Origin of the sequence: Clostridium paraputrificum AGR2156, from assembly GCF_000424025.1 — a bacterium.
Classification (GTDB): domain Bacteria; phylum Bacillota; class Clostridia; order Clostridiales; family Clostridiaceae; genus Clostridium; species Clostridium paraputrificum.
Map to the genome: position 1 here is coordinate 149578 of NZ_AUJC01000005.1, position 24339 is coordinate 173916.

Genomic DNA, 24339 nt, shown 5'->3' on the forward strand with positions numbered 1-24339 from the left:
GAGGTAGATTAATATGAAAACAGTATTTCCAGAAAACTTTTTATGGGGAGGTGCCTTATCAGCTTGTCAAGCTGAAGGTGCCTACAATGTAGATGGTAAGTCACTTACTATTCCAGAAGTGATGCAATTTAACGCTAAGAATGACAGAAAAGTAACTAAACAGCTTAAAATTACAAGAGAAATGATAGAGGAAGCTAAAAATGATCCAGATACAGTTAAGTATCCAAAGAGAAGAGGAATAGATTTTTATCATACATATAAGGAAGACATGGCCTTATTTAAAGAAATGGGATTTAAGGTATTTAGATATTCAATTTCTTGGGCACGTTTATTCCCAAATGGTGATGATAAAGAGCCAAATGAATTAGGATTAAAGTTCTATGATAGTGTTATAGATGAATGTTTAAAAAATGGAATGGAACCATTAATAACAATATCACATTTTGATTTTCCAATAGTTCTTGTTGAAAAATTTGGTGGATGGTACAACAGAGAATTAATAGATTTATATCTAAGATATTGTGAAGTAATATTTAATAGATATAAAGGAAAAGTTAAGTATTGGGTAACATTTAATGAAATAAACATGAGTATTAAAGCTGGTCCTAAAACAATGGGAGTAATTGATGAAGGGCAAGAAAACTATGAAGAGATGTTATTCCAAGCGTTACATCATCAATTTGTTGCAGCTGCAAGGGCTACAAAACTTGCTCATGAAATAGATAAAGAAAATAAGATAGGTAGCATGGTGGCTTACTTTACTACTTACCCTTATACATGTAAGCCTGCAGATGCTTTAGCAATGCAAAAAGATGACCAAATGAAAAATCTATTCTATTTAGATATTCTAAATGGTGGTAAGTACCCTTATTATTCAAAGACATATTTTAGAGAACATAATATTAACCTAGATATTAAAGAGGGAGATTTAGAAGTTATAAAGGAGCATACAGCTGATTTTGTAGGAATGTCATACTACAATTCTATGATATCAAGTAATGATGGAGATCAATTAGAACTTACTGCTGGTAATGTTCACAGTGTTTATAAGAATCCACACCTTGATGCAAATGAATGGGGATGGCAAATTGATCCAATAGGATTAAGATATACATTAAATCATGTATACGATAGATTTGGATTACCAGTATTCATACTTGAAAATAGTTCTGGGTTCTTTGATGAATTAACAGAGGATAATAAAGTTCATGACCCATATAGAGTAGATTTCTTACGTAAGCATATTGAACAATTAAGGCTTGCTATTGAAGATGGAGTAGAAGTTATTGGTTATACAATGTGGGGACCAATTGACATGATTTCATCAGGAACTTCAGAAATGTCAAAACGCTATGGATTTATATATGTAGACCAAGATGACTATGGTAATGGAACAATGAAACGTTACAAGAAGGATTCGTTCTATTGGTATAAAAATGTTATAGCCACAAATGGAGAAGAGCTATAGTATATGAAAATACTAAAGAGTATTAGGAAAGTACCAGGGGGACTGCTTATAGTTCCCATGATACTTACCGCAATAATTAACACTTTCTTTCCTAATATCTTTCAAATAGGGAATCCAACTACAGCACTTTTTACTAATAAAAGTACTATGGTTTTAATAGGTCTTATGCTATTTGCTTCTGGTACTCAATTTAGTATAAGAAATATAGTAGATGTTATAAAAAGAGCTGGATTATTATGTATTGGGAAGTTGATAATATCATATATTATTGGACTATTAGTAATTAAGGTTTTTGGAATAGAAGGAGTCTTTGGAATATCAGCAGTTGCAATTATTGCTACAGTAACAAGCTGTAATCCAGGATTGTACCTAGCTTTAGTTAATGATTATGGAGATGAAATAGATGGAGCTGCTTTTGGATTTTTAAATCTAATAGTGGTACCTGCAGTTCCAATAATGATATTAAGTTCAGCTAGTGGACAAGGAATAGATTTAAAAACAATAATAGCAAATCTATTTCCATTTATATTAGGAATGATTTTAGGAAATTTAGATAGTGATCTTAAGAAGCTTTATGCACCTGCTACAGTAATACTACTACCTTTTATGGGAATATGTTTTGGTAGCAGCATAAATATTATAGTAGCTTTAAAATCAGGAGTATCAGGAATAGTTCTTACAGCATTATTCTATTTAGTATGTTTATTTCCTCTATTAATATTAGATAGAAAGCTTGGAAAACGCCCTGGTTATGCAGCTATTGCAATGTCATCTGTAGCAGGTTTATCTATTTCAGTACCATCTTTAGCTACTGAAATGAGCAAAGTATATGTTCCTTTTATGGATGTTGCAATGTCTCAGATAGCACTAGCATCAATAATAACAAGTGTAATAACTCCAATGATAATTAAATATATAATTAAGAAATAACAGATACCTTTATTTTGGGTATCTGTTTTTTTAAAAAGAAATTATTATAATATAATTATTAAATGAATCTTAAGAAACCTTAACAATTTTCATAACAATTTTCTAATAACTTCTTTCTATAATTAAGACATTAATTTATTAGTTATTGAGGGGTATTATGAAACATAGATTTTTAATGCAATATATTTTGCATCCAAGAACAACAGGGGCAATTTTTCCAAGTTCAAAAAAATTAGCTTGTAAGATGATTGAAAGCATAGATTTTAACAATTGTGAATGTATAGTAGAATTTGGTCCAGGCACTGGAGCGTTTACAGAAGAATTATTAAAAAGACGTAATGCAAATACAAAAATTATATTAATAGAATATAATGAAGAATTTTATAGGATATTAGAAGATAAGTATAAGGAAATGGAAAAAATATATATAATAAATGACTCAGCAGAAAATATTGAATATTACATTAAAAAATATGATATAAATAAAGTGGATTATATTGTATCAGGATTACCATTTGCTAGTTTGCCAAAAGAAATGACAGAAGCAATATTAGAGAGAACTAGAAAAGTATTAAGCCATGGTGGTATTTTTATAACATTTCAATATTCTAAGCTAAAAAAATCCTTAATAAATGCTTATTTTCAAAGTATTAATATAAAAAAGGAGTTTATTAATATTCCACCAGCTTATGTTTTTTATTGTACAAATGAAATGTAGGGAGTGTATAAAATGAAAGGATGTATTCTTATAGTTGATGATGATGAAAATATAAGAAATCTTCTAAGTATATATTTAGAAAACGAAGGTTTCAAAACTATAAAGGTTGATAATGCTAAAAATGCAATTGAGATTATAGAAGAAAAGAATATTGAATTAGTGCTTCTGGATATTATGATGCCACAAATAGATGGTATAGAAGCATGTATTAAAATTAGACAAAATAAGAAGATGCCTATAATTATGATATCTGCTAAATCAGAAGATATGGATAAAATACATGGACTAACAGCAGGGGCAGATGACTATATTACTAAACCTTTTAATCCGCTAGAGCTTATTGCAAGGGTAAAAGCTCAGCTCAGAAGATATACGGCTTATAATGTGGAGTCTAATAATTCAAAGGTTATAATAGAAATAGGTGATTTAACAATAAATACTGATACTAGGCAAGTATGGGTTGGAGAAAAGGATGTTAGACTAACACCAAAAGAGTTTGATATTTTAGAATTACTTGCAAGAAATAAGGGAATAGTTTTAAGTATTAGAAAGATATATGAGGAAGTTTGGAAGGAAGAATTTTTTAAGGCTGATAACACTGTTACAGTACATATAACAAATCTTAGAGAAAAAATTGAAGTGGATCCTAAAGCTCCTATATATATAAAAACCATATGGGGAGTAGGGTATAAGATATGATTAAGATTAAAAAGATAAAGCTTAACTTAATTTTAGGAGTACTTGTTGCCTTTCTTTTATACCAAATTATTATAAGTGAAGGTTATGCAATTTTAGTAGCTAGACAGCAAAGTGGAAATATTAACTTAGATGTACCTGTTCAGGGAATAAATTTTGTTAAAGTTTTTGCTTTTGCTATTTTCTTAGCTACTATTATTATATTTAACACTAAGAGATTTAGAAAGATTAATTTTAACAAGATAAGTTTATATTTAATCCTAACTGTAATAGTATCAATTCTAGCAGGTATTGAAATTGTCATAATGCTCATGAGAATAATACTTGTAATGTGTCCTAATGTTATTGATTTTATATCTAATAATTATTTAGTCTCCATAAATTCAGTGTATTTTATTATTTTATTAGGTATTGGAACTTTTTTATTTGTGTTTTTAACTTTAGTAAATAGAAAAGTAAAATATATTAAGTTTTTAACTAAAGAAGTTAAGAGAATTAAGGATGATGGCTTTGGTAAGACTATAGAAGTTAAAGGTAATGATGAATTAGCACAGCTTTGTGATAGCATTAATAATATGTCTTTAGAACTTGGTGAAAAAATAGAAAACGAAAAAATAATGGAAAAAAATAAAAGTGAGTTAATAACAAATGTATCTCATGATTTAAGGACCCCATTAACATCAATTATAGGATATGTGGACTTACTTAAGAAAAATGGCTTTCAGGATAAAGATAAATTTAAAGAATATATTGATGTTATAGATGAAAGAACAAGAAGTCTTAATAAACTAATAAATGAGCTTTTTGAGTACACAAAGCTAACTAGTCATGATATTAAATTAAATTATAGTAAGGTGGAGATAGGATCACTAGTAGAACAATTAGTTGGTGAATATACTCCTATATTTAATAGGGAAGGATTAAAGGTATATAAGGATATATCTAGCGAAGATATTTTTATAAATATTGATGTGGAAAAGATTGTGAGGGTGTTAGAGAATCTTCTTACTAATGCAAAGAAATATAGTCTAAGAAATGATAAAGTGTTAGTTACGTTATATAAAGAAGATGATGAGTATGTGGTTATATCTTTAGCCAATAAAACAAAGAATATTGATAAAGATGAACTAAATAATATTTTTGAACGCTTTTATAAGGTTGATAAATCAAGAAAAGAACAGGATAGTGCAGGCTTAGGGTTATCTATTGTAAAGAGAATAGTAGAACTCCATAATGGAGAGGTAAATGCAGAACTTGATAATGATGTTATAGAGTTTATAGTGAAATTACCATTAAAATAAATAAGTCCCTATAGAATTATAAAATTCTATAGGGACTTATTTATAGAACTATAGATTTATTAATCTTATTCCAAATTAGAAATGAGTAATAAGATATAAAAACTATAGCTAAAATTGCTAATATTTTAAATAAGTAGTTTCCTTCAATTCCAGAACCTAAAAAACCATATAAAAATATCATAGGAGCATCTGCTAAAACAATAGCTGAGACACATTTACTATAACTTAGCTTTATGCATCCAGCAGAAGCTGTTATTAAATCTGAAGGAGTTATAGGGCATACTATTCCAAGTACTAGAATTTTGTAACCATAGTTTTTTATAATTTCAATAATATTACCATACTTAGCAAAGAAGGTATCCCCTAAAAGTTCTTTGCTAAAGAATCTACCAATAAAGTACACAATACTTTGAGATAGGAATAGTGATAAAATTGATAGAAGGAACCCAGTATATGGCCCAAAGAGAGCACTTCCTATAAGAATAAAAATTGTTTGTGGTATAAAACATACAACTCTAATAGTAGATAAAAATACAAATAATACTTGCATCTTTGAGGGATTATTTCTAATAATAGCACTAACTTTATCTATATCTGTTATTAATATTCCTCTACTATATAAAATAGCAATAATAATAAGCCATAAAACAGTAATTATAAGTATTTTGTTTTTTTCTTCAAAATGAATCTCTCCTTTAATCGTTATGAGAACATTTTAAAAGGGAAGTTGTAAGATTTTATATTTAAATTTATTAAGATTTATTAAGAATATATAGATTTTCCTAGCCATTAATAAAGGTAGCAATTTAACATAGAGAGTTTTTTGTTAAACTACTGATTTTAGGAAGGTATAAAATATAATGAATTCTATCTAATTACTTTCTTCTATAATTTTATTATAAAAATAATTAGCATCATATATTATACTCTTATCAAAATTCATAGTTTCTAACAGTTTTATTACATTTCTTGTTGTTGATGGACCTTTTCTAAACTTATCATTTTTTCACCTCTTATGAATTTTGTGGTATATACTTTGTATTTTAACATAATACATAACTTTTACAATATTTGTAATATACCTCGATAATGTCTTCTAATAATGCAAATAAGTTGAAGTTCTAGAAGAAAATGTTAGAATATGCTAATATATAATTAAGGTAACACATCTAATGATAAGAAGAAAGAAATTATATGGAAGGATATTTTATGGATAGAGAAATGTGGAAGTTTTTCAGAAGGCTTTTTATTTTTATATTTTTGATATTATCTATATTAATAATTTTTAATAAAACTCATTTAAAAACATTAAAAAGTGAAACAAATAACCAAGTTATAATTTATTATAAAGATGCCTTTTTATTTGGATCAACAGAAATAAAAGTATACTATAAAAAGGATTCTATGATATTTGAAAAGAAGCTTTTTTCTACAAGTTTAGAAAATGATGGGGGCCATCCTACTGAAGATTCAGTACGATATTCTTGGAAGGATAACGTCTGTTCAATTTCATTAATTAGCTCAGAAGGGAAATCTAAATACTATCAGATAATATTTGATGATGAAGTTACTTATAGATAATTATTCAGTTAATTGAGATATATCCATTGCAATTGAAGTAAAGACTTTTTCTTTTATAAAGTCATGAAGTATTTTTGTACGGAGATTTACATTAAAATTACTTTAAATTAGAAAATTAAATGTTTAAAATATTTGAATTTGAAAATAAGAAATAATCTAAAGTCATAATAAGAAGTATTACTGTAATTAAAAGAGGATTCTAAAATAGGTGGAGAGAATCCTTTTTGTTTTCCAAAAAAACATAATTTCATTCATAATACAAGAAAATATTACTTATATTTACATTTTATTTCTTTAGATGTATAATATTGTATGTAAGGGGATGGTATTATGGGTAATAATGTAAAAAAGTATAATAGCGATTTTATGATAGAGGAAGAACCAACAAGCGAATTAATAGATTTTCAAAATATAGTTGATAGTTTAAAGTGTGGGATTTATATAAAAAAATTAGACGGAAAATTGGTTTATTTAAATAGGTTCTTAAAAGAATTAATTAAAGATAGTAATTTGTATGAGGCTAGAAAAATACATAAAGATATAATAAGTGAAGAAGATTTGAAGGTTATTCATAATGATGAGAATATAAGGCGTGAATTTACCATAATTAAAGGTGGTAAAGAGATAGAGATGAGTGTTATTAAAAATAGTTTAAAAGATAAGGAAAAGAACATAATTGGAATTATAGGGGTATTTCAATTATTGCCTATGGAGATGAATATTAGACGAGAAATTGTAAAAATGATTAATAGTAATAAGGTAGATACCAATTATTTTTCAAGTAAATTAAACTTAAAAAAATATCTTAACTTTATAGCTTCAAGAATACAGAATTATATAGATTGTATAGGTATTAATATATGGCTGTATAATCCTAAAGAAAATCATATGGAGATGTATGCTAAATCTGGAGATATTAATGGTGTAGACTTTATCAAGTTTAATGATGAAGTTTTTAAATATGAAGATTTGAATTTTTTAGATGATGGACTTCTTAATGAAAAGGATAAGGAGTATTTAGAAACAAGAACGGGAGTAAAGATAAGTAGTAGTCAATTTGCTATGTATAAAATTCTATTAAGAGATAAGATAATAGGTATTTTATGTATAAAGTTTAAAGATAATGATAGGTTAATGAACGTTCAACATGATTATTTAAAATCTATTTGTTCAGAAATAGCTATTATATCTAAAGGTTACGAGATTAAGGAAAGTATAGTTAATGAAAGTAAAGAAAGAGTGTATATAGAGGAAGAATTAGATGGGTATATAGAAACATCGAAAGATTTAATAGCTATTCTTAATAGTAGAGGGGATTTTAAAAAGGTTAACAATGAATGGACTAGTGTCTTAGGGTGGAGTAGTGATGAACTTTTAAAAATGAACTTTTATGATCTGATTGATTCAGATGGTATAGATAGATTTCAATTGTATAATAGTAATATAGGAAGTAATGATGAGTTGTCTAGCTTTACGTATAGATATTTAGTAAAAGATAATTCTTATAAGTATTTAAATTTAAGAAGTAAGTATATTGAGAATATGGAAGAATATATTATTATAGCAAAGGATGTTACGGAAAATGTAAATATAAAAAACAAGTTGGAAGAAATGGAAAAAGTTATTGAAACTGAAAATATGAAAAATGATTTTTTTACAAATATATCTCATGAACTTAAAACTCCTATAAATATAATTCTTGGAAGTAATCAGTTAATGGAATTAAATTATAAAAATAATAATATAACAAAAGGCAATATTAGGAAATCAATTAATTTAACAAAGCAAAATTCATATAGGTTATTAAAATTAGTAGGGAATTTTTTAGATATAAGTAAAATTGGGGCAGGTTTTTATGAAATAAAGCTTCTTAACATTAATATAGTTAGTGTTGTAGAGGAAATAGCTCAATCTGTTGAACCCTATATGGCATCTAAAAAAATAGAATTTATATTTGATACAGAAACAGAAGAAGCAATAGTGGCTTGCGATCCAGATAAAATTGAGAGAATAGTATTAAACTTGTTATCTAATGCTATAAAATATACTGATGAAAATGGAAAAATATTTGTTAATATACTATCTAAGGAAAGTGTAGTTGAAATATCCGTAGAGGATACGGGAATAGGAATCCCTAAGGATAGAGTTAGGAGTATATTTAATAGGTTTGAACAAGTTGATAGAACTCTTGTTAAGAAAAAAGAAGGATGTGGCATAGGTCTTTCTCTTGCTAAGAGTTTAGTGGAAATGCATGGCGGAAAAATATGGGTTGAAAGTGAAGAAGGATTAGGAAGTAAATTTATATTTACGATTCCTAAAAACTTGGTGAAGGATAAAAAAGAGGAGGTAAGAAGTATTCTAGATAGCTCAAGTAGAGTAGATAAGTGTAGAATAGAATTTTCAGATATTTATAGTGTTGAATAAATATATTATTAATAGGCTGCTTAATTATTAGTTAAGCAGCCTTGCTATATTAAGGTTTTATCTTTCTAAATTCTAAGGGAGTTTTTCCATGAACTTTTTTGAACATCTTTATAAAGTTTCCACTATAGTTATATCCAACCAATTTAGCTATTTCCTCTACACTTAATTGGGTGGTAGATAGAAGATTTTCTGCAATAGCCATTCTTATAGAAGTGGTATATTGGCTAATTGACATATGATATTTAGCAGAAAAACCTGCTTTGAGTTTTTGTTCGTTTAGAAAAACCATCTTACTTAAGCTTTTTATAGTAGGGGGATTGCATGCCTCCTTAGTTAAAATCTCATGAGCTTTTTGTATTGCACTTGCATCTGAAGCTGTTAATGTTACATACCTATCTTTTCCTATTTTTATTTCTCCATAATTTAATTGATTGGCAAAAACGTTTTTAGAAGAGGAATCTATTTCTTTATTAATTAAAGCTATACATTCTAGAATCTTACTTTCTAAATATAGTAGACTAAGTTCATTAATTTCTGCCAAATTTCTTAAGTTTTGAATAATTGTAGCTATTTCAAGAGGAAGATAGTGATAAGTATAGTTTATGATAAAACTATCAAAACTCATTGTACTTGGAAAGTTTGGATTAATAATTTCATCAAAATACTTTTTATATATAGTTATTTCTGCTCCGTGAAAGTGCTGACCTTTTTTCCAAGCCTGCTTTCCCTTTAAGTCTCTCTCTGCCACAAAGAAGGAAGAGGGAGAAAAAGAGGAAAGTGGGCTATCTTCAATTTGAAAATTAGTTTCACCTTTATATACTGTTCCAAAACGTATTAGTTCTTCTTTATGATCAAAGGAAAGCAAAAAGTTAGAGGGTATTGTATAATCTCCAATTCCAAAGTCATAATATCCCTCCCTTGAATATTTAATAAAAAATCCAAGTTTTGGCTTTTCTTTGTTTTTGTATATAGTGTAATGTCCCATAGGATGAGGTGTAAAGGTCATATATTCTAAAACTTTGTTTTGAAATTCTTTTGTTGTTTTGCAAATCATAGTCTATTCCTTCGTAAAAATATTTATTTAGCTCTTGGTTATAATATTGTTAAGAACTTAGATTATTATAGCATAAAATTATTATATTGGATGATAAAATTATTAAATTAGGTGAATAGATTGAAATGAGAATCAATCTCACATACAATTAGACCAGAAAAATAAAGATAGAATTTAGTTATGGATTAACACGGAGGTATAATATGAAGAAGAATATATTAAAGACATTAGTTGTTTCATGTTTAGCTGCTATGATGTTAGTAGGATGTGGAACTAATGGTGGGTCAAATAATGATAAATCATCAGAAAAGAAGATTACTGTTACTGATGTAAGAGGGGAAGTTGAAATACCTGCAAACCCTGAAAGAATAGTAGATTTAAGTGGAAATAGTGATATATTATCAATCTTAGGATATAAGGTTGTAGGAACTGCAAATAGTGATGCTTATGATTACACTAAGTTCCCAACATATTTAGAAGAAACTTTAAAGGGAGCAGAAATTCTAGGTTATAGCATGCAAGATACTATGGATGTAGAAGCAGTTATGAACTTAAATCCAGATTTAATTGTTATATCAACAGTTCAAGAAAAGATGTATGATCAATTAAGTGAAATTGCTCCAACAGTTATGATTCAATTAGAAGCATTAAACTGGAAAGATGATGTTAAGGCTTTTGCAAAGGTATTTAATAAAGAAGATGTTGCTAATAAGTGGTTAGCAGATTATGAAGCAAAGGCTAAGGAAGCTGGAGATAAGATTAAAGCAGAATATGGTGAAAATACAACTTATCTTTCATTCTTAGCAAGTGGAGGACAATTCTTTATCTTTGATGGAGCAGGATTTGGTAGCGTATTATATGAAGATATGGGGCTAGCTAAACCTGAAGGAATGCCAGCACAAAGTGATATTAGTTTACCAGTTGTAACTTATGAAGGATTAGCTTCAATTAAATCAGATTATATCTTCTTAATTTCAACACCAGAGGATTTAAAGCAACTTGAAAGTAATGCTATATGGAATAGCTTACCTGCAGTAAAAGAAGGTAAGGTTGTAGTATTAGAATCATCACCTTACTTTAACCAAGGATATAGTTCAATAGGTAGACAATTATTATTAGATGAAATAGGTGAAATGTTAAATGGAACAAAGTAAGAAACATACAACAATTTTTGTAATTGGTAGTTTGTTACTTTTAATAGGAGGACTGATTCTGGCTATAAGGCTAGGATCCGTCCATATTAATTTTTCAGACATTTGGAATAGTATCTTTAATTATAGTGAAACATTAGAGCTTATGCTTATTAGGGATGTACGAATTCCAAGAGCACTTTCTGTATTATTAACAGGAGGTATTTTAGGAGTAACAGGTGCCATGATTCAAGGCGTTACTAGAAATCCAATAGCTGAACCATCTATATTAGGTGTAAGCCAAGGGGCAACTTTAGTAATAGCTATTTTTTATGCAACTGGAGTAGCAATAAATACTCAAAATGTAATGATAGCTTCTTTTATAGGAGCATTAGTAACTGGGATTATAGTTTTAGGATTTATATCTAAGAAAGCAAATAATAATTCTATTGCAAAGATACTTTTAGCAGGAACAGCTATGAGTACATTTTTTATTTCATTAACAACAGTAATAGGACTATTATCGAATCAATCTCAAATGATAGGTTTTTGGGTATCAGGAGGCTTTAGAAATGCAAGCTGGTCTGACTTTAAACTTGTATTTATTGTAGGAATAATTGGACTTATTATAGCAATTTTATTATCACCCAAAATAAATATTTTAAATCTTGGAGACGACGTTGCCATTGGTCTTGGTGAAAATCCTGAAAAGATAAGATTCTTAACGCTTATGGTTATGATACCAATGTGTGCAGCAGCAGTTGCAGTAGGGAAAAATATAGCCTTTGTTGGTCTTATAGTTCCTCAAATAGTTAGAAAGTTACTTGGGGAAGATTATAGAAGAAACATACCTTGTGCTTTTTTACTAGGAGCAGTTCTTTTAACTTATGCAGATATTGCAGCAAGAATGCTATTTGCCCCTTATGAAACTCCAATTGGTGTGTTTACAGCCTTAATAGGAATACCATTCTTTATATCAGTAGCTAGAAAGGAGAGAGGATAATGAAGAAAAAAAGATTTAAAATTGCTTTAATAGTTTTACTAGCTTTATTAATTCTCTCTTTTGTAGTTACCTTATGTTGGGGAACTTATAAGGTTTCTGTAGGGGAAATCATAAATACTTTACTTGGTAATGGTACAAAGCTTCAAAATACAGCAGTATTAAATATTAGGTTACCTAGACTTTTAGTTGGTGCATTTGTAGCAATTGCCCTATCAACAGCAGGAGCGATTCTTCAAACTATAACTAAAAATGATTTGGCAGATACAGGAATAATGGGTATAAACGCGGGTGCAGCAGTAGCAGCAGTTTTGTTTATTACATATCAAACATCTAATTATTACAGTGAGCTTGGGCAACTTTCAATTTTTGTATTGCCACTTATGGCTATTATAGGTGCAGCTTTAACTTCATTTGTAATATATATGCTATCTAGTAGACATGGAATAAGACCTAAAAGACTTTTATTAATAGGTATAGGACTAAATGCTGGCTTAAATGCATTTATAACCTTCTTTACTTTTAGAGGAGGGGTGGGAGATTATAATAGAGTATTAGTTTGGACATCAGGAAGCCTTTGGGGGTCAGGATGGAGCTATGCTAAAGTAATTATTCCAATAGTAACACTTATGTTTGGGGTAGTTATGTTAAATCATAAGAAACTAGATATTTTAAATCTTTCTGATGAACTTGCCTTATCTCTAGGGCTAAATTTAGAAAGGGAAAGAAAGAAGTTCTTAAGCTATGCAGTTATATTAGCAGGCACAGCAACAGCTTTTGCAGGAAATATTGGATTTTTAGGACTTATATCTCCTCATATAGCTAAGAAGTTAGTTGGTCCATATCATAAGAACTTTGTTGTAATATCAGCAATGATTAGCGTAATAATAGTTCTTCTTGCGGATTCAGTTTCAAGAAATCTATTTTCTCCAATAGAAATTCCAGTTGGAATTACAGTGTCTATATTTGGAGTACCATATTTTATCTATTTAATGATGAAGGAGAAATAATTATGGAAGCTATTAGTGTAAGGAACTTATCAGTATCATATGAAAATAATGCAATAATTGAAAATATGGATTTAAGTATCCCAAAGGGAAAAATAAGCATAATAATTGGAGCAAATGGATGTGGTAAATCTACTTTGCTTAAGACTATAGCTAGAATCAATAAACCTAAGACTGGGGATATTTTTATAAATGATAAAAATATAAAGAAGATAAAGGAAAAGAATATAGCAAAGGAAGTTGCATTTCTTCCTCAAGGACCAGTTTGCCCAAGTGGTCTTACTGTAAGAGAGCTTGTAGCCTTTGGTAGATTTCCTCATCAAAAAATGATAGGTGGACTTAATAACCATGATAAGGAAGTTATTGATTGGGCCATAAAAGAAACAGGTCTTAGTGAATTTGCTGACAAAGAAGTTGAAAATCTTTCTGGTGGTCAAAGACAGAGAGCTTGGATTGCTATGACTTTAGCACAAGAGACAGAAATTATAATGCTTGATGAACCTACTACTTATTTAGATATGTCTTATCAACTTGAAGTATTAGAGGTGCTTCAAAAGCTTAATAAAGAAAAGAATATTACAGTAGTTATAGTTTTACATGAGCTTAATAATGCATGTAGATTCGCAGATAACATTATTGGACTTAAAAAAGGTAAAGTAATATGTCAAGGAAAACCAATGGATGTAATTAATAAAGAAACATTAAAAGAAATTTACGGGATAGATGCCAATCTTAAAGAAAGTGAAAATGGTGAATATCCAATATGTACAGAGTATGAGCTTTTTAGGGAGGGTGCATGAGAAATAAAAACTTTATAATAATAGTTATAGGGCAGATTATTTCACTTTTTGGAAATGCTATTCAAAGATTTAGTATGTCTCTATACTTATTAGAATTTACAGGGAGTACAGCTGCCTTTGCTAATATATTAGCAATATCAACAATACCTTATATACTATTTGCACCAATTGCAGGAAGGCTTTCAGATAAAATAAATAGAAAAAAGATAATGGTTTATTTAGATCTATTCTGCTCAATTTTGATAGGGATATATGCACTTATATTACTTAGAGGAAGAGATAGTGAGTTAATAGTAGCCATAGTAATGTTTATGTTATCTGTATGTTATACTCTGTATGGACCTGCAGTAGTGTCTTCAATTCCACAAATAGTTGAAGAAGATAAGCTAACATCAGCAAATGGAATAATTAATCAAGTAGGATCTGTTGTTAACTTCCTTGGGCCAATACTTGCAGGAGTACTTTATGGATTAGTAGGTATAAAATTAATAGTAATAATAAATGCTATAAGCTTTTTAGTATCAGCAATAATGGAGCTATTCTTAGATATTCCAGATGTGGTTAAGACAGATGAGGATACAGATAAGGGCAAGGTGTTATCTATGGACTTTATAAAGAAATCCTTTATAGATATGGGAGATAGCTTTATATACTTAAAGAAAGAAAAGAAGATAATATTAGGAATTATAGCTTCATATGCTTTATGTAATATATTCTTAGTACCTATATTATCAATAGTAGCACCATACTTTATCAATATATTACTTGAACTACCTTCACAAGTTTATGGAGTAGTAGAAGGAATATGCGTTTTAGGTATGATTTTAGGTGGTTTTTGGATAAGTATAAAACCAAAGATGTTCTTAATGAAGAAAGTACATTATACATATATTCCTATGATAGTAGGGGTTACTTTAATGGCTACGTTAGGATTTATTAGATTAAATAATTATGTTTTGGCTGGACTTTTTGGTGTTAGTGGTATGGCAATTATGCTATCTCTATCATTATCAAATGTGTTAACATTAACTTTCATTCAACAAGAGGTGCCTTCAAATATGCTAGGACGTGTATCAGCCTTTTCTACAGCAGTAGCAACTATAAGTGTAGCTCCTGGACAGTTATTGTTTGGACAAGTAATAGATATGGGAATACATATAGGAGTTATATTGATAATAACAGCTATAGTTAACGGTGGACTTATTTTATTTGTTAAGTGGAATGTAAGAGAATTAAATTAAACATTTCATTTATATTTTGTATAAGTGGGTGGATATTTGTTTTGATGAGACTTGGAGCGCAGCGACGGAACAAGCAAAATAAATATCCGCTACACCTTTTTATACTTTACTAGATAATTTTTTGTATGTGCTTAATTTATAGTTAACGTTTTTTTCGTAGTCAAATTTAAAATAGCAAGTATATATACAATCTAAAAGATATAATAATGATAGTCTTGTTGAAAAGGATGAAATTTTATTAAAATGATTTTCATTTGAACTTAAATACAAATGATAATCAGCATATTTAGTAATTGGATTATCATTTGTAGAAGAAATTAGAATGATAGGGGTATTATTCTTTTTTAAAATATTAGCTAAGTTTTTTGTTATTAGTCCTCTGCCTTCAAAAGAAACAATTATTGCAACATGTTTTTCATCACTAGTAGAAGCAGTTAAAAGTTGATGATATTCTTCTATAGGAACATTTATAAAAGTGCCGATTTCTTGCATTTGAAACTTAAAATTTTCTGCAAAATATATGTTTCCAGCAGAAGTATAAAAATCAATATATATAGCTTTTTTTAGAATACTTGCTACCAATTTTAATGTATTTAAATCTATCAAATTTAAAGAAGACTGTATAGTTTGTTCATATAGTTCTTTCATTTTTAATACAACTTGATTTTGTGTTTCATTTTGTTTAAATGGATAATCAAAATTAAGAGAATTTTGTTCCTTTAAATACTCATTAATTGATAGGGAGACTTGTACTTTTAATTCAGCCAAGCCAGCTAAACCTACTTTTTTACATAGTCTATAAATGCTTGATGTTGAAATAAAGCAAGCTTTACTAATTTCAGAAGCACTCATTCTTATAAAGTCTTCAGAATTATTCTGCATATAGTATACTAATGTTTTTTCATTTTGAGTTAAATCTGTTAATTTATCTAGTTTACTAAAAATGTTCATGAAGATCACCTCATGAACATTATACAACATATTATTTAACTTTCTAATCCTTTTATATATTTGCTTAGGGTATAAGCAATACCATCTTCTTCGTTAGATAATGTAATTTCATTAGCTATAGCTTTTAAATCATCTACAGCATTCTCCATAGCAACTCCAATACCAGCGTATTCAACCATTGAAGCATCATTGTGGCCATCTCCAAAAGCAATCATTTCATCTTTTTTATATCCCATAGGAATAAGGACAGTGTCTAATGCCTTTGCTTTATCAATACCTTTTGCAGTAAATTCAAAATAGAAAGGTCCTGTAAACATACAGTTTAATGTATCCTTAAAAGGCTCCATCATTTCTTTATAATGTTCTTGTAAATAGTCAGGATCTCCAGCAGTTAAAATTTTATTTAGTGGATAGTTTGCAAAAGCAGCTAAATCATCTACTTCACATAGTTTAAACTTGCCCCCACGAGATTCGTATTTAATTACATTAAAAGGTGATCCATTAAATTGGATTTCATTATCAAAAACATTATTAACATACATGTAGTTATCTTTATCAATCATAGGTTTTACTTTAAATTTCTTCATGTGTTCAAGAACTGATTGTCCTTGTTCTACGGTCATGGTTTCATTAAATAGTACTTTATTAGTTTCACAGTCAACTACCTTTGATCCATTAAACGAAACTAAAAGACCATGATTTTCATTCATTTTTAATTCCTTTGCAAAATCCATTAATCCAGATGTAGGTCTTCCAGAAGCTAATATTAGGATAGCTCCTAGCTCTTGGGATTTAATTAGAGCATTTTTAGTTTTTTTAGGAATTTCTTTTCTGTTATTTGTTAATGTACCATCAACATCCATAATAATTACTTTTATGTTACTCATATATCTTTCCCCCTTTGTTATATATTTCATTATACTAATACTAAGTTTAGGAATAAACAGGTTAACTTAAGATTGAATAATATATATCAAAAATAGTAAAGTTATCTAACAAAACAATGGAATAAATTTTTCATTGTAGAATAATCTTGTATGATGTTTATATTTTGTTAATATAGGAGTATAGTATATAATAGATAAGGAAAAGGAGAGATATGGATGAAATTAAGTAGAAATGACACATGTTGGTGTGGTAGCGGAAAAAAATATAAGAACTGTCACCTAAACTTTGATGAAAAAATCCTATCTTATGGATTAAGAGGTGCTATTGTTCCACCTAGACAAATTATAAAAAATGAAGCTCAAATCCAAGGGATAAAAGAAAGTGCTAAAATAAATACAGCTGTATTAGATTTAGTTGCTGAAAATATAAAGGCAGGAATGTCTACAGAAGATATAAATACATTAGTACACGATTTTACAGTTTCACAGGGTGCAATTCCTGCACCATTAAATTATGGAGGATTCCCTAAGAGTGTTTGTACTTCTATAAATGAAGAGGTATGTCACGGAATTCCAAGTAAGGATATAATACTTAAGGATGGAGATATAATAAATGTAGATGTATCTACTATATATAATGGATATTTTTCAGATGCATCAAGAATGTTTATGATAGGTAACGTGCATCCAGAGGTTAAAAAGCTTGTTAAAGTAGCTAAGGAATGTTTAGATTTAGGGCTTCAAGCAGCTAAGCCATGGGGATTCTTAGGGGATGTTTCAGAGGCTTGTCAAACACATGCTGAGAAAAATGGTTATTCAGTAGTTAGAGAGTTTGGGGGGCATGGAGTTGGAATACAATTCCATGAAGATCCATTTGTTGCCCATGTAGGTAAGAAGGGAACAGATATGCTTTTAGTTCCAGGAATGATATTTACAATAGAGCCAATGATTAATATGGGTAAGAAAGATATATATGTAGATTCTGATAATGATTGGACAGCTATTACAGAAGATGGTTCACCATCAGCTCAATGGGAATATACAGTTTTAATAACTGAAGATGGAGCAGAGATATTAACTTATTAATAAAATGAAGAAAACTAGCAACTTTGCTAGTTTTTTTTATTTTAAGTATTATGTATAATAAAATAAAAAACAAAGGAGGAGAGTTATGGAATTTAGGAGGACTAATATAAGTGATGTAAATAGTGTTATGAAAATAATATCCCAATCGCAAAGTTACTTTAAATCAAAAGGTATCGATCAATGGCAAAATAATTATCCTAATGAGAATACTATAATGGAGGATATTAATAATGGCTATAGTTATGTACTAGAAAAGGATAATAAAATTATTGCGACTCTAGCTTTATCCTTTAATGGGGAGGTAACTTATAATAAGATATATGAGGGAGAATGGTTAAGTAATGAAAAATACGCTGTAATACATAGAATAGCTGTAGATAATGACTTAAAGGGTAATGGAATATCTTCTTATTCGATTAAATGTGTTAAGAAGATAGCATTAGATTTGAATGTACATAGTATAAAGGTGGATACACATGAAGATAATATATCTATGCAAAGGTTATTAGAAAAGAATGATTTTAAATATTGTGGAATTATATATTTAGAAGATGGAAACAAAAGAATAGCATTTGAAAAACTAATATAGGACGAGGGCTGAAAATGAATAAAAAAGTTTTACAAAGGATAGGAATAATTTTATTATATGGAATACTAGCAGGAATAGGTGTAAATTGCTTTTTAACACCTGCAAAGGTATATTCAGGTGGGGTAACAGGGTTATCTATGCTTTTATCATCAATAGGAAATGACTTTATAGGAGTTAATATTGATATATCTGCTTGGGTATTAATAATTAACTTGCCACTTTTATATTTATCTTGGAAGAAGCTTGGCAACAAATTTACTATATATAGTTTATTAGCTGTAATTTCAGCTTCATTATTTATTAAGGTTATACCAGAGACATTAATAACTGAAAATATTTTCTTGGCTGCAATATTTGGAGGAGCTTTAACTGGAGTAGGATCAGGACTTTGTTTTAGGGCGGGCTTTTCAACAGCTGGAACGGATATAATTGTTTTAGTTGTACAAAAGCTTACAGGTAAATCAGTTGGAGTTATTGGATTTATTTTAAATGGTATTATAGTTTCTCTGGCAGGAATAATGTATGGAATAGAGATGGGGCTTTATAGTTTAGTATCTATATTTGCTACAACAAAGCTTGTGGATATATTCTATGTTCAACAATATAAACTTACAGTAAATATATATACAAGAAAAGAAAAGGAAGTTGTTAAAGCATTATTAGCTAATAATTTAAGGGGTGTTACTGTCCATACTGCATTAAAAGGTGGATATACTAATGATCCTTTATCTTCAATTGTTACTGTAATTTCAAAGCATGAATTACTTTTTATAAAGAAAGTTCTTATGGAGGTTGACGAGGAAGCATTTATTAATGTTCAACCTACCGTAGAAGTTGTAGGAAAGTTTATAGATAAGTCTCTTATATAAGTTAACAAAAGAATTAATTTGGAATATAATATTATAGATAAAATATTTGCATAAAAAGTATGGGGTGTCATATAGTATAAAAATTGGCAGTATAGTTCTTATTACTGCCAATTTTTAATATATTAATTAAATTTATATATATCAGATAGTTCTATGTTAAACCTTTCTACTCTTGAATCAATAGATTTTGTTTTAGAATTGATTTCGTTATTAGTACATTTTTTAATAGGAAGATAAAAAATAAATTCTGTTCCTTCGGTATATTTCTCATTTAAATAAATTTCTCCGTTATGCATCTCTATAATAGATTTTACAATGTTCAAACCAATACCACTACCTTTATTAGAGTTTGTTATTTCATTATTAACTTGAGTGAATCTTTTAAATATATAATGAGAATTTTCTTTTGATATACCAATACCATTATCTTTTACTGAAACATATAGTCTTTTATTTTTCCAATCAGTTGATATAGTTATGTTTATGATTCCATTATCACTTGTATATTTTAGAGAGTTGGATATTAAGTTTAAAATAACTCTTTCAATTTTTTCAGGGTCACAGCATAAGTATACTTCTTCTTCGTCAGTATCAAAAATTATATTTTTACCAAGAGTATGTATATAATCTGAAATAGAAGTTACAATGCTTTCTAAAAAATATACTGCATTTACATTTTCTTTAGATAAATGTATAGCTCCATCTTCTAGTTTTGTTACATCGATTAAATTATTAATTAGACGTAACAGTCGATAAGAATTATGTTTTATGCTTTCTAGATAGTTACAATATTTATTATTAACGCTTGTGGTATCGTTTTCGAAATTTTCTAAAATTAATTGAGAAGCAGATATAATTATATTTAAAGGAGTTTTAAAGTCATGGGACATATTTGCCAAAAACTCAGATTTATGAGTTTCTAAGTTTATTCTATTTTGCAAAGTTAATAATTCATCCATGTTTTTTCCTATAATAAAAATTTGCTTAGTGCTTTTATCATAAGAGTAGCTAAGCTCTATTAGTTTTGTACTATTATCTTTAGCTAATATCTTACAATAGATATGAGTATCGTTACATTTCTCTTTCATTTCACTAATAGAGGGTAATGTATTTTTATAAAAAGGGCTTAATAAAAGATTTAAATTTTTATTTTCTACATCTATATTTGACCATCCTAAAAGTTTTAAAAAGCTATTACTAACTTTTTTTATAATACCATCATCATTAGTGATTATATATAAATCTGTTGATATATTTAGAAAGTATTCAAATTCTTTTTTAATTTCCTCTTTAACTTCTAACTCTTTTTTTAATGAGTTGGTTAGATATAAGTTATCAAGAGATAATATAAGTCGTTTAATTATGCTATTTATGTAATTATTCACAGTAGAATTAAAATTATCTTTAGTAAAATAAACAGTTATAAGTCCTAAAAGATTATGACCAGATACTAGTGGATAAACAGTCATATATTCATTTTTAAACATTCTTTTATAATAAGGGTGATTTAAAATATTATAATTATTCCATAAATAATCTTCTGCTAAACTGAAAGAAGTATTAAAGGTACTACAATCTAATAGAATTTCTTCAGCACTATAGTTTAAAGTGAAACAAAGATTCTTTGGAGTTAGTTCTGAAATTCCTAATGCATAGTCTTTTTTTAGCTGGTTTGTAGTATGGTCATATATCCATAGACTAATGCCACTTAGGTTAAGGTTTTTATATATATCAGCAATGTATTCATATATTTCATTAATAGGATTTGAAAGGCTATTTTGCGGGCATGGAATAGTGTAATTGTTATTAAAATCAATATTATGAGCTTTATTATGAAGTTGTACAATCTGACGAATAATAATTAGTGAGTAACATTCTTCATTATTATCTATTATAGGGATTCTATGAACTTTGGTGAAAATAGTAGTATTGTTTATTTTAATTTTCTCCACAACTATAGACTTTTCTTTACTAGCAAAAGCTTTTTTATCATTTTTTTCAGCCTGCATATTACTATAATAGTCTAAGAAGTCTTTAGACGTTTTATTGATTACTCCACTGTTATTTTTTTCTCCAAGTAAATTGCAAAAAGCATTATTGGCATTAATATATTTGCCATTAATGTCTTTTATACATATACAATCTTCAAGATCATTCATAAATAAATTGATGAAATTATAAAATGGATCATATGATAAAGTAGTTATCTTATCTAGCAGTTTAAACATTTTAGTCTCCTCCTTTTTATACCATCTCTTTAATAAAAATAAAGCCATAATTATAGTATCGTATTTTTTGAAATGTATATAAAGAGGTTTTTAAAAAAGTTAACCAACATTTAACATTATATTTTATTTATGGAAACAAACCAGATATATAATAGCATTTAATATTTTAATAATATTAATTATTGTTGAGGAGAGTGTATCGTATGCCGCTAATAAAAAAGATTAGTCCAGGCAGATTAATTGTATTGGGATTTGCACTAGTTATAATTATGGGAACCATATTATTAATGTTACCAATTTCGCTAAATGAAGGAGTAGAAATATCCTTTATAGATGCATTATTTACTTCTACTAGTGCTGTATGTGTAACAGGGTTAATTGCTGTTGATACAGCAGATACATTTAATGTTTTTGGACGAACTGTAGTAGCAATGCTTATTCAAGTTGGTGGACTTGGTGTTACCTCAGTAGGGGTTGGTTTTATACTTCTAGTAGGTAAGAAGGTAAGTATTAAAGGACGTAAAATAATTAAAGAAGCTATGAATTTAGAGAGCATGAAAGGATTAGTGAAAATAGTTAAAGCGGTGCTTTTAATGACTTTACTATTTGAATTAGTAGGAGTAATACTAAGTTACATTGTATTCTCCCAGGATTACGAGCCATTAAAGGCTTTAGGAATAAGTATTTTTCACTCCATTGCTGCATTTAATAATTCTGGATTTGATATATTAGGGGGATTACAAAATCTTATCCCATATCAAAGTAATATTCTTTTAAATTTAACAACATGTTTTCTTATTATCTTTGGCGGTTTAGGTTTTTTAGTAATAAAGGAGATATTTGAAAAAAGATCTTTTAAGAAGTTTTGTCTTCATACAAAGGTTGTATTGTTAATGACTACTTTATTGCTTGTAGTTGGTACCATTCTATTAAAGATGACAGAAAATATATCTTGGCTTGGAGCTTTCTTTTTTAGTACTTCAGCTAGGACAGCAGGATTTAGTACATATAACTTAGGTACATTTACAAATGCGGGGTTATTTACATTGATAATCTTAATGTTTATAGGAGCATCCCCTGGATCAACAGGTGGTGGTGTAAAGACTACTACGGCCTTTATTATAGCTAAGAGTTTGTATGCTAATTCTACTAATAAACACTGTGGAGCATTTAAAAGGAAATTTCCTGTAAGTATAATATGGAAGGCTTTTAATCTTATTATTCTAGCTTTCTTAGTAGTTATAATAGGAACTTTTACTTTATGTATCTTAGAGCCAGAAAATTCATTCATGCAATTACTATTTGAGGTTACAAGTGCCTTTGGAACTGTAGGATTATCTACTGGTATAACGCCACATCTTACCTCATTAAGTAAATTTATTATTGTATTAATTATGTTTATTGGAAGGCTTGGACCTATTACCATGGCAACAATTTGGTATCAAAAGAAGCTTCCAGAAGCACATTACTCAGAAGAGTCTGTAATTATTGGATAGGAGGATTTTATGTTTAAAGAGAATAAATTTATGGAGTATGGAATAATTGGACTTGGTAGGTTTGGGTTTGCTCTAGCAAAAACTTTAATAGAAGCTGGAAAAGAAGTATTAGTTATAGATAGTGATGAGAGCAAAATAAAACAAATAAGGCAATATACAAATAATGCTTTTGTTGTAGAGATACTAGATAGAGAAACATTAGAGGAGACAGGAATACAAAATTGTGAGACAGCAGTTGTATGTATTGGTGAAAAAATGGATGCTAGCATTCTTACAGCTTTAAATTTAATTAATATGGGAATCCCAAGAGTTATAGCAAAGGCAGTAAGTTTTGACCATGGATCTGTGTTAACAAAGATTGGGGCAGAAGTAGTATATCCAGAAAATGATATGGCTATAAGAGTTGCTAATAGACTTTTATATTCAAAGGCTTTAGATTTTATAGAGCTTAACGATGATATAAATATTTGTGAAATGGAGGTTCCTAAAAAACTTGATGGAATTCAAATAAGAGAGTCAAACATCCGAAAAAAGTACAAGCTTAATATTATTGCCATTGAAGGAAAGGGGGGAACCATATTAGAAATATCACCTGATTATATATTAAAGACTGGTGAACTAATAGTAGTTATAGGGAAAAAGAATAATATAACTAGCTTCGAAGAATATTTAGTTGATTAGTAAATACTTTAGGAGAAAGTATACACAGTTGGTATTTAAATAAAAGTATTGACAAAATATTTATACAATAGTATTATCTAGGTGAGAAGAATAATCAATAGTGATTAGTAATTACAATTATGGAAAGGTACAATATTTTTATCAATGTACTTACACACTACATTGACTTAATTGAATACATCATGAATCATATAAATTGTAC

At 28.4% G+C, this 24339-nt stretch carries 22 protein-coding genes; 17 read left to right on the forward strand and 5 right to left on the reverse strand.

The window, feature by feature from the left end; genetic code table 11:
• The first annotated feature begins 13 nt into the window (after positions 1-13).
• From G594_RS0105880 to G594_RS0105900, 5 genes are all read left to right on the forward strand, one after another.
• Positions 14-1468 carry a glycoside hydrolase family 1 protein gene (locus G594_RS0105880; RefSeq protein ID WP_027097734.1) on the forward strand — a complete coding sequence of 485 codons (1455 nt, stop codon included), beginning with the start codon at positions 14-16 and terminating at the stop codon, positions 1466-1468.
• Between the two features lie 3 nt (positions 1469-1471).
• Positions 1472-2398, forward strand: coding sequence for a 2-keto-3-deoxygluconate permease (locus tag G594_RS0105885; protein ID WP_027097735.1), 927 nt, complete (start codon positions 1472-1474; stop codon positions 2396-2398).
• A 157-nt stretch (positions 2399-2555) separates the two neighbouring features.
• The gene (locus G594_RS0105890; RefSeq protein ID WP_027097736.1) at positions 2556-3116 is read left to right on the forward strand and encodes a class I SAM-dependent methyltransferase; all 561 of its coding nucleotides are present in this window, start codon (positions 2556-2558) and stop codon (positions 3114-3116) included.
• A 12-nt stretch (positions 3117-3128) separates the two neighbouring features.
• Positions 3129-3815 carry a response regulator transcription factor gene (locus G594_RS0105895; RefSeq protein WP_027097737.1) on the forward strand — a complete coding sequence of 229 codons (687 nt, stop codon included), beginning with the start codon at positions 3129-3131 and terminating at the stop codon, positions 3813-3815.
• The gene (locus G594_RS0105900) at positions 3812-5113 is read left to right on the forward strand and encodes a sensor histidine kinase (RefSeq protein WP_027097738.1); all 1302 of its coding nucleotides are present in this window, start codon (positions 3812-3814) and stop codon (positions 5111-5113) included. The genes G594_RS0105895 and G594_RS0105900 overlap by 4 nt, the downstream gene beginning before the upstream one ends.
• Before the next feature lie 40 nt (positions 5114-5153).
• On the opposite strand, the gene G594_RS0105905 is transcribed toward G594_RS0105900, so the two are convergent.
• The gene (locus tag G594_RS0105905; protein ID WP_242829703.1) at positions 5154-5663 is read right to left on the reverse strand and encodes a TVP38/TMEM64 family protein; all 510 of its coding nucleotides are present in this window, start codon (positions 5661-5663) and stop codon (positions 5154-5156) included.
• A gap of 659 nt (positions 5664-6322) precedes the next feature.
• On the opposite strand from G594_RS0105905, the gene G594_RS0105910 reads away from it, so the two are divergent.
• Entirely contained in the window at positions 6323-6694 is a 372-nt protein-coding gene (locus G594_RS0105910) for a hypothetical protein (protein WP_055183854.1), read from the forward strand.
• A 330-nt stretch (positions 6695-7024) separates the two neighbouring features.
• Positions 7025-9118 carry a PAS domain-containing sensor histidine kinase gene (locus tag G594_RS19545; protein ID WP_027097741.1) on the forward strand — a complete coding sequence of 698 codons (2094 nt, stop codon included), beginning with the start codon at positions 7025-7027 and terminating at the stop codon, positions 9116-9118.
• Between the two features lie 49 nt (positions 9119-9167).
• Here the strand turns inward: G594_RS19545 and G594_RS0105920 are convergent, their stop codons facing one another.
• The gene (locus tag G594_RS0105920; RefSeq protein ID WP_027097742.1) at positions 9168-10172 is read right to left on the reverse strand and encodes a helix-turn-helix domain-containing protein; all 1005 of its coding nucleotides are present in this window, start codon (positions 10170-10172) and stop codon (positions 9168-9170) included.
• 203 nt (positions 10173-10375) lie between these two features.
• Here G594_RS0105920 and G594_RS0105925 point away from each other — a divergent pair, with 203 nt between their 5' ends.
• The 5 genes from G594_RS0105925 to G594_RS0105945 are packed head-to-tail and all read left to right on the forward strand — an operon-like array spanning position 10376 to position 15350.
• Positions 10376-11326 (forward strand): iron-hydroxamate ABC transporter substrate-binding protein, encoded by a 951-nt coding sequence (locus G594_RS0105925; RefSeq protein WP_027097743.1) that lies wholly within the window; start codon positions 10376-10378, stop codon positions 11324-11326.
• Positions 11313-12305, forward strand: coding sequence for a FecCD family ABC transporter permease (locus G594_RS0105930; RefSeq protein WP_027097744.1), 993 nt, complete (start codon positions 11313-11315; stop codon positions 12303-12305). The genes G594_RS0105925 and G594_RS0105930 overlap by 14 nt, the downstream gene beginning before the upstream one ends.
• Positions 12305-13312, forward strand: a complete 1008-nt coding sequence (locus G594_RS0105935; protein WP_027097745.1) for a FecCD family ABC transporter permease — start codon at positions 12305-12307, stop codon at positions 13310-13312. The genes G594_RS0105930 and G594_RS0105935 overlap by 1 nt, the downstream gene beginning before the upstream one ends.
• Positions 13313-13314: 2 nt before the next feature.
• Positions 13315-14109 carry an ABC transporter ATP-binding protein gene (locus G594_RS0105940; RefSeq protein ID WP_027097746.1) on the forward strand — a complete coding sequence of 265 codons (795 nt, stop codon included), beginning with the start codon at positions 13315-13317 and terminating at the stop codon, positions 14107-14109.
• Entirely contained in the window at positions 14106-15350 is a 1245-nt protein-coding gene (locus G594_RS0105945) for an MFS transporter (RefSeq protein ID WP_027097747.1), read from the forward strand. The genes G594_RS0105940 and G594_RS0105945 overlap by 4 nt, the downstream gene beginning before the upstream one ends.
• A 99-nt stretch (positions 15351-15449) precedes the next feature.
• Here G594_RS0105945 and G594_RS0105950 read toward each other — a convergent pair whose 3' ends face one another.
• A complete protein-coding gene (locus tag G594_RS0105950) occupies positions 15450-16301 on the reverse strand; it encodes a MurR/RpiR family transcriptional regulator (protein ID WP_027097748.1) in 852 nt (283 codons plus the stop codon).
• A 35-nt stretch (positions 16302-16336) separates the two neighbouring features.
• Positions 16337-17188, reverse strand: a complete 852-nt coding sequence (locus tag G594_RS0105955) for a Cof-type HAD-IIB family hydrolase (RefSeq protein WP_027097749.1) — start codon at positions 17186-17188, stop codon at positions 16337-16339.
• 216 nt (positions 17189-17404) lie between these two features.
• Between G594_RS0105955 and G594_RS0105960 the strand changes: the two genes are divergently transcribed.
• The 3 genes from G594_RS0105960 (at position 17405) to G594_RS0105970 (ending at position 19732) form a co-directional block, all read left to right on the forward strand.
• On the forward strand, positions 17405-18274 hold the full coding sequence (locus G594_RS0105960) for a methionyl aminopeptidase (protein WP_027097750.1): 870 nt from the start codon (positions 17405-17407) through the stop codon (positions 18272-18274).
• An 85-nt stretch (positions 18275-18359) separates the two neighbouring features.
• Positions 18360-18863 carry a GNAT family N-acetyltransferase gene (locus tag G594_RS0105965; RefSeq protein WP_027097751.1) on the forward strand — a complete coding sequence of 168 codons (504 nt, stop codon included), beginning with the start codon at positions 18360-18362 and terminating at the stop codon, positions 18861-18863.
• Positions 18864-18877: 14 nt separating this feature from the next.
• On the forward strand, positions 18878-19732 hold the full coding sequence (locus G594_RS0105970) for a YitT family protein (protein WP_027097752.1): 855 nt from the start codon (positions 18878-18880) through the stop codon (positions 19730-19732).
• A gap of 122 nt (positions 19733-19854) precedes the next feature.
• On the opposite strand, the gene G594_RS19550 is transcribed toward G594_RS0105970, so the two are convergent.
• Positions 19855-21960 carry an ATP-binding protein gene (locus G594_RS19550; RefSeq protein WP_051195915.1) on the reverse strand — a complete coding sequence of 702 codons (2106 nt, stop codon included), beginning with the start codon at positions 21958-21960 and terminating at the stop codon, positions 19855-19857.
• Between the two features lie 203 nt (positions 21961-22163).
• Here G594_RS19550 and G594_RS0105980 point away from each other — a divergent pair, with 203 nt between their 5' ends.
• Positions 22164-23456, forward strand: coding sequence for a TrkH family potassium uptake protein (locus G594_RS0105980; RefSeq protein WP_027097753.1), 1293 nt, complete (start codon positions 22164-22166; stop codon positions 23454-23456).
• Between the two features lie 9 nt (positions 23457-23465).
• Complete coding sequence (locus tag G594_RS0105985; protein WP_027097754.1) at positions 23466-24137, forward strand: potassium channel family protein; 672 nt, start codon at positions 23466-23468, stop codon at positions 24135-24137.
• Positions 24138-24339 lie beyond the last annotated feature (202 nt).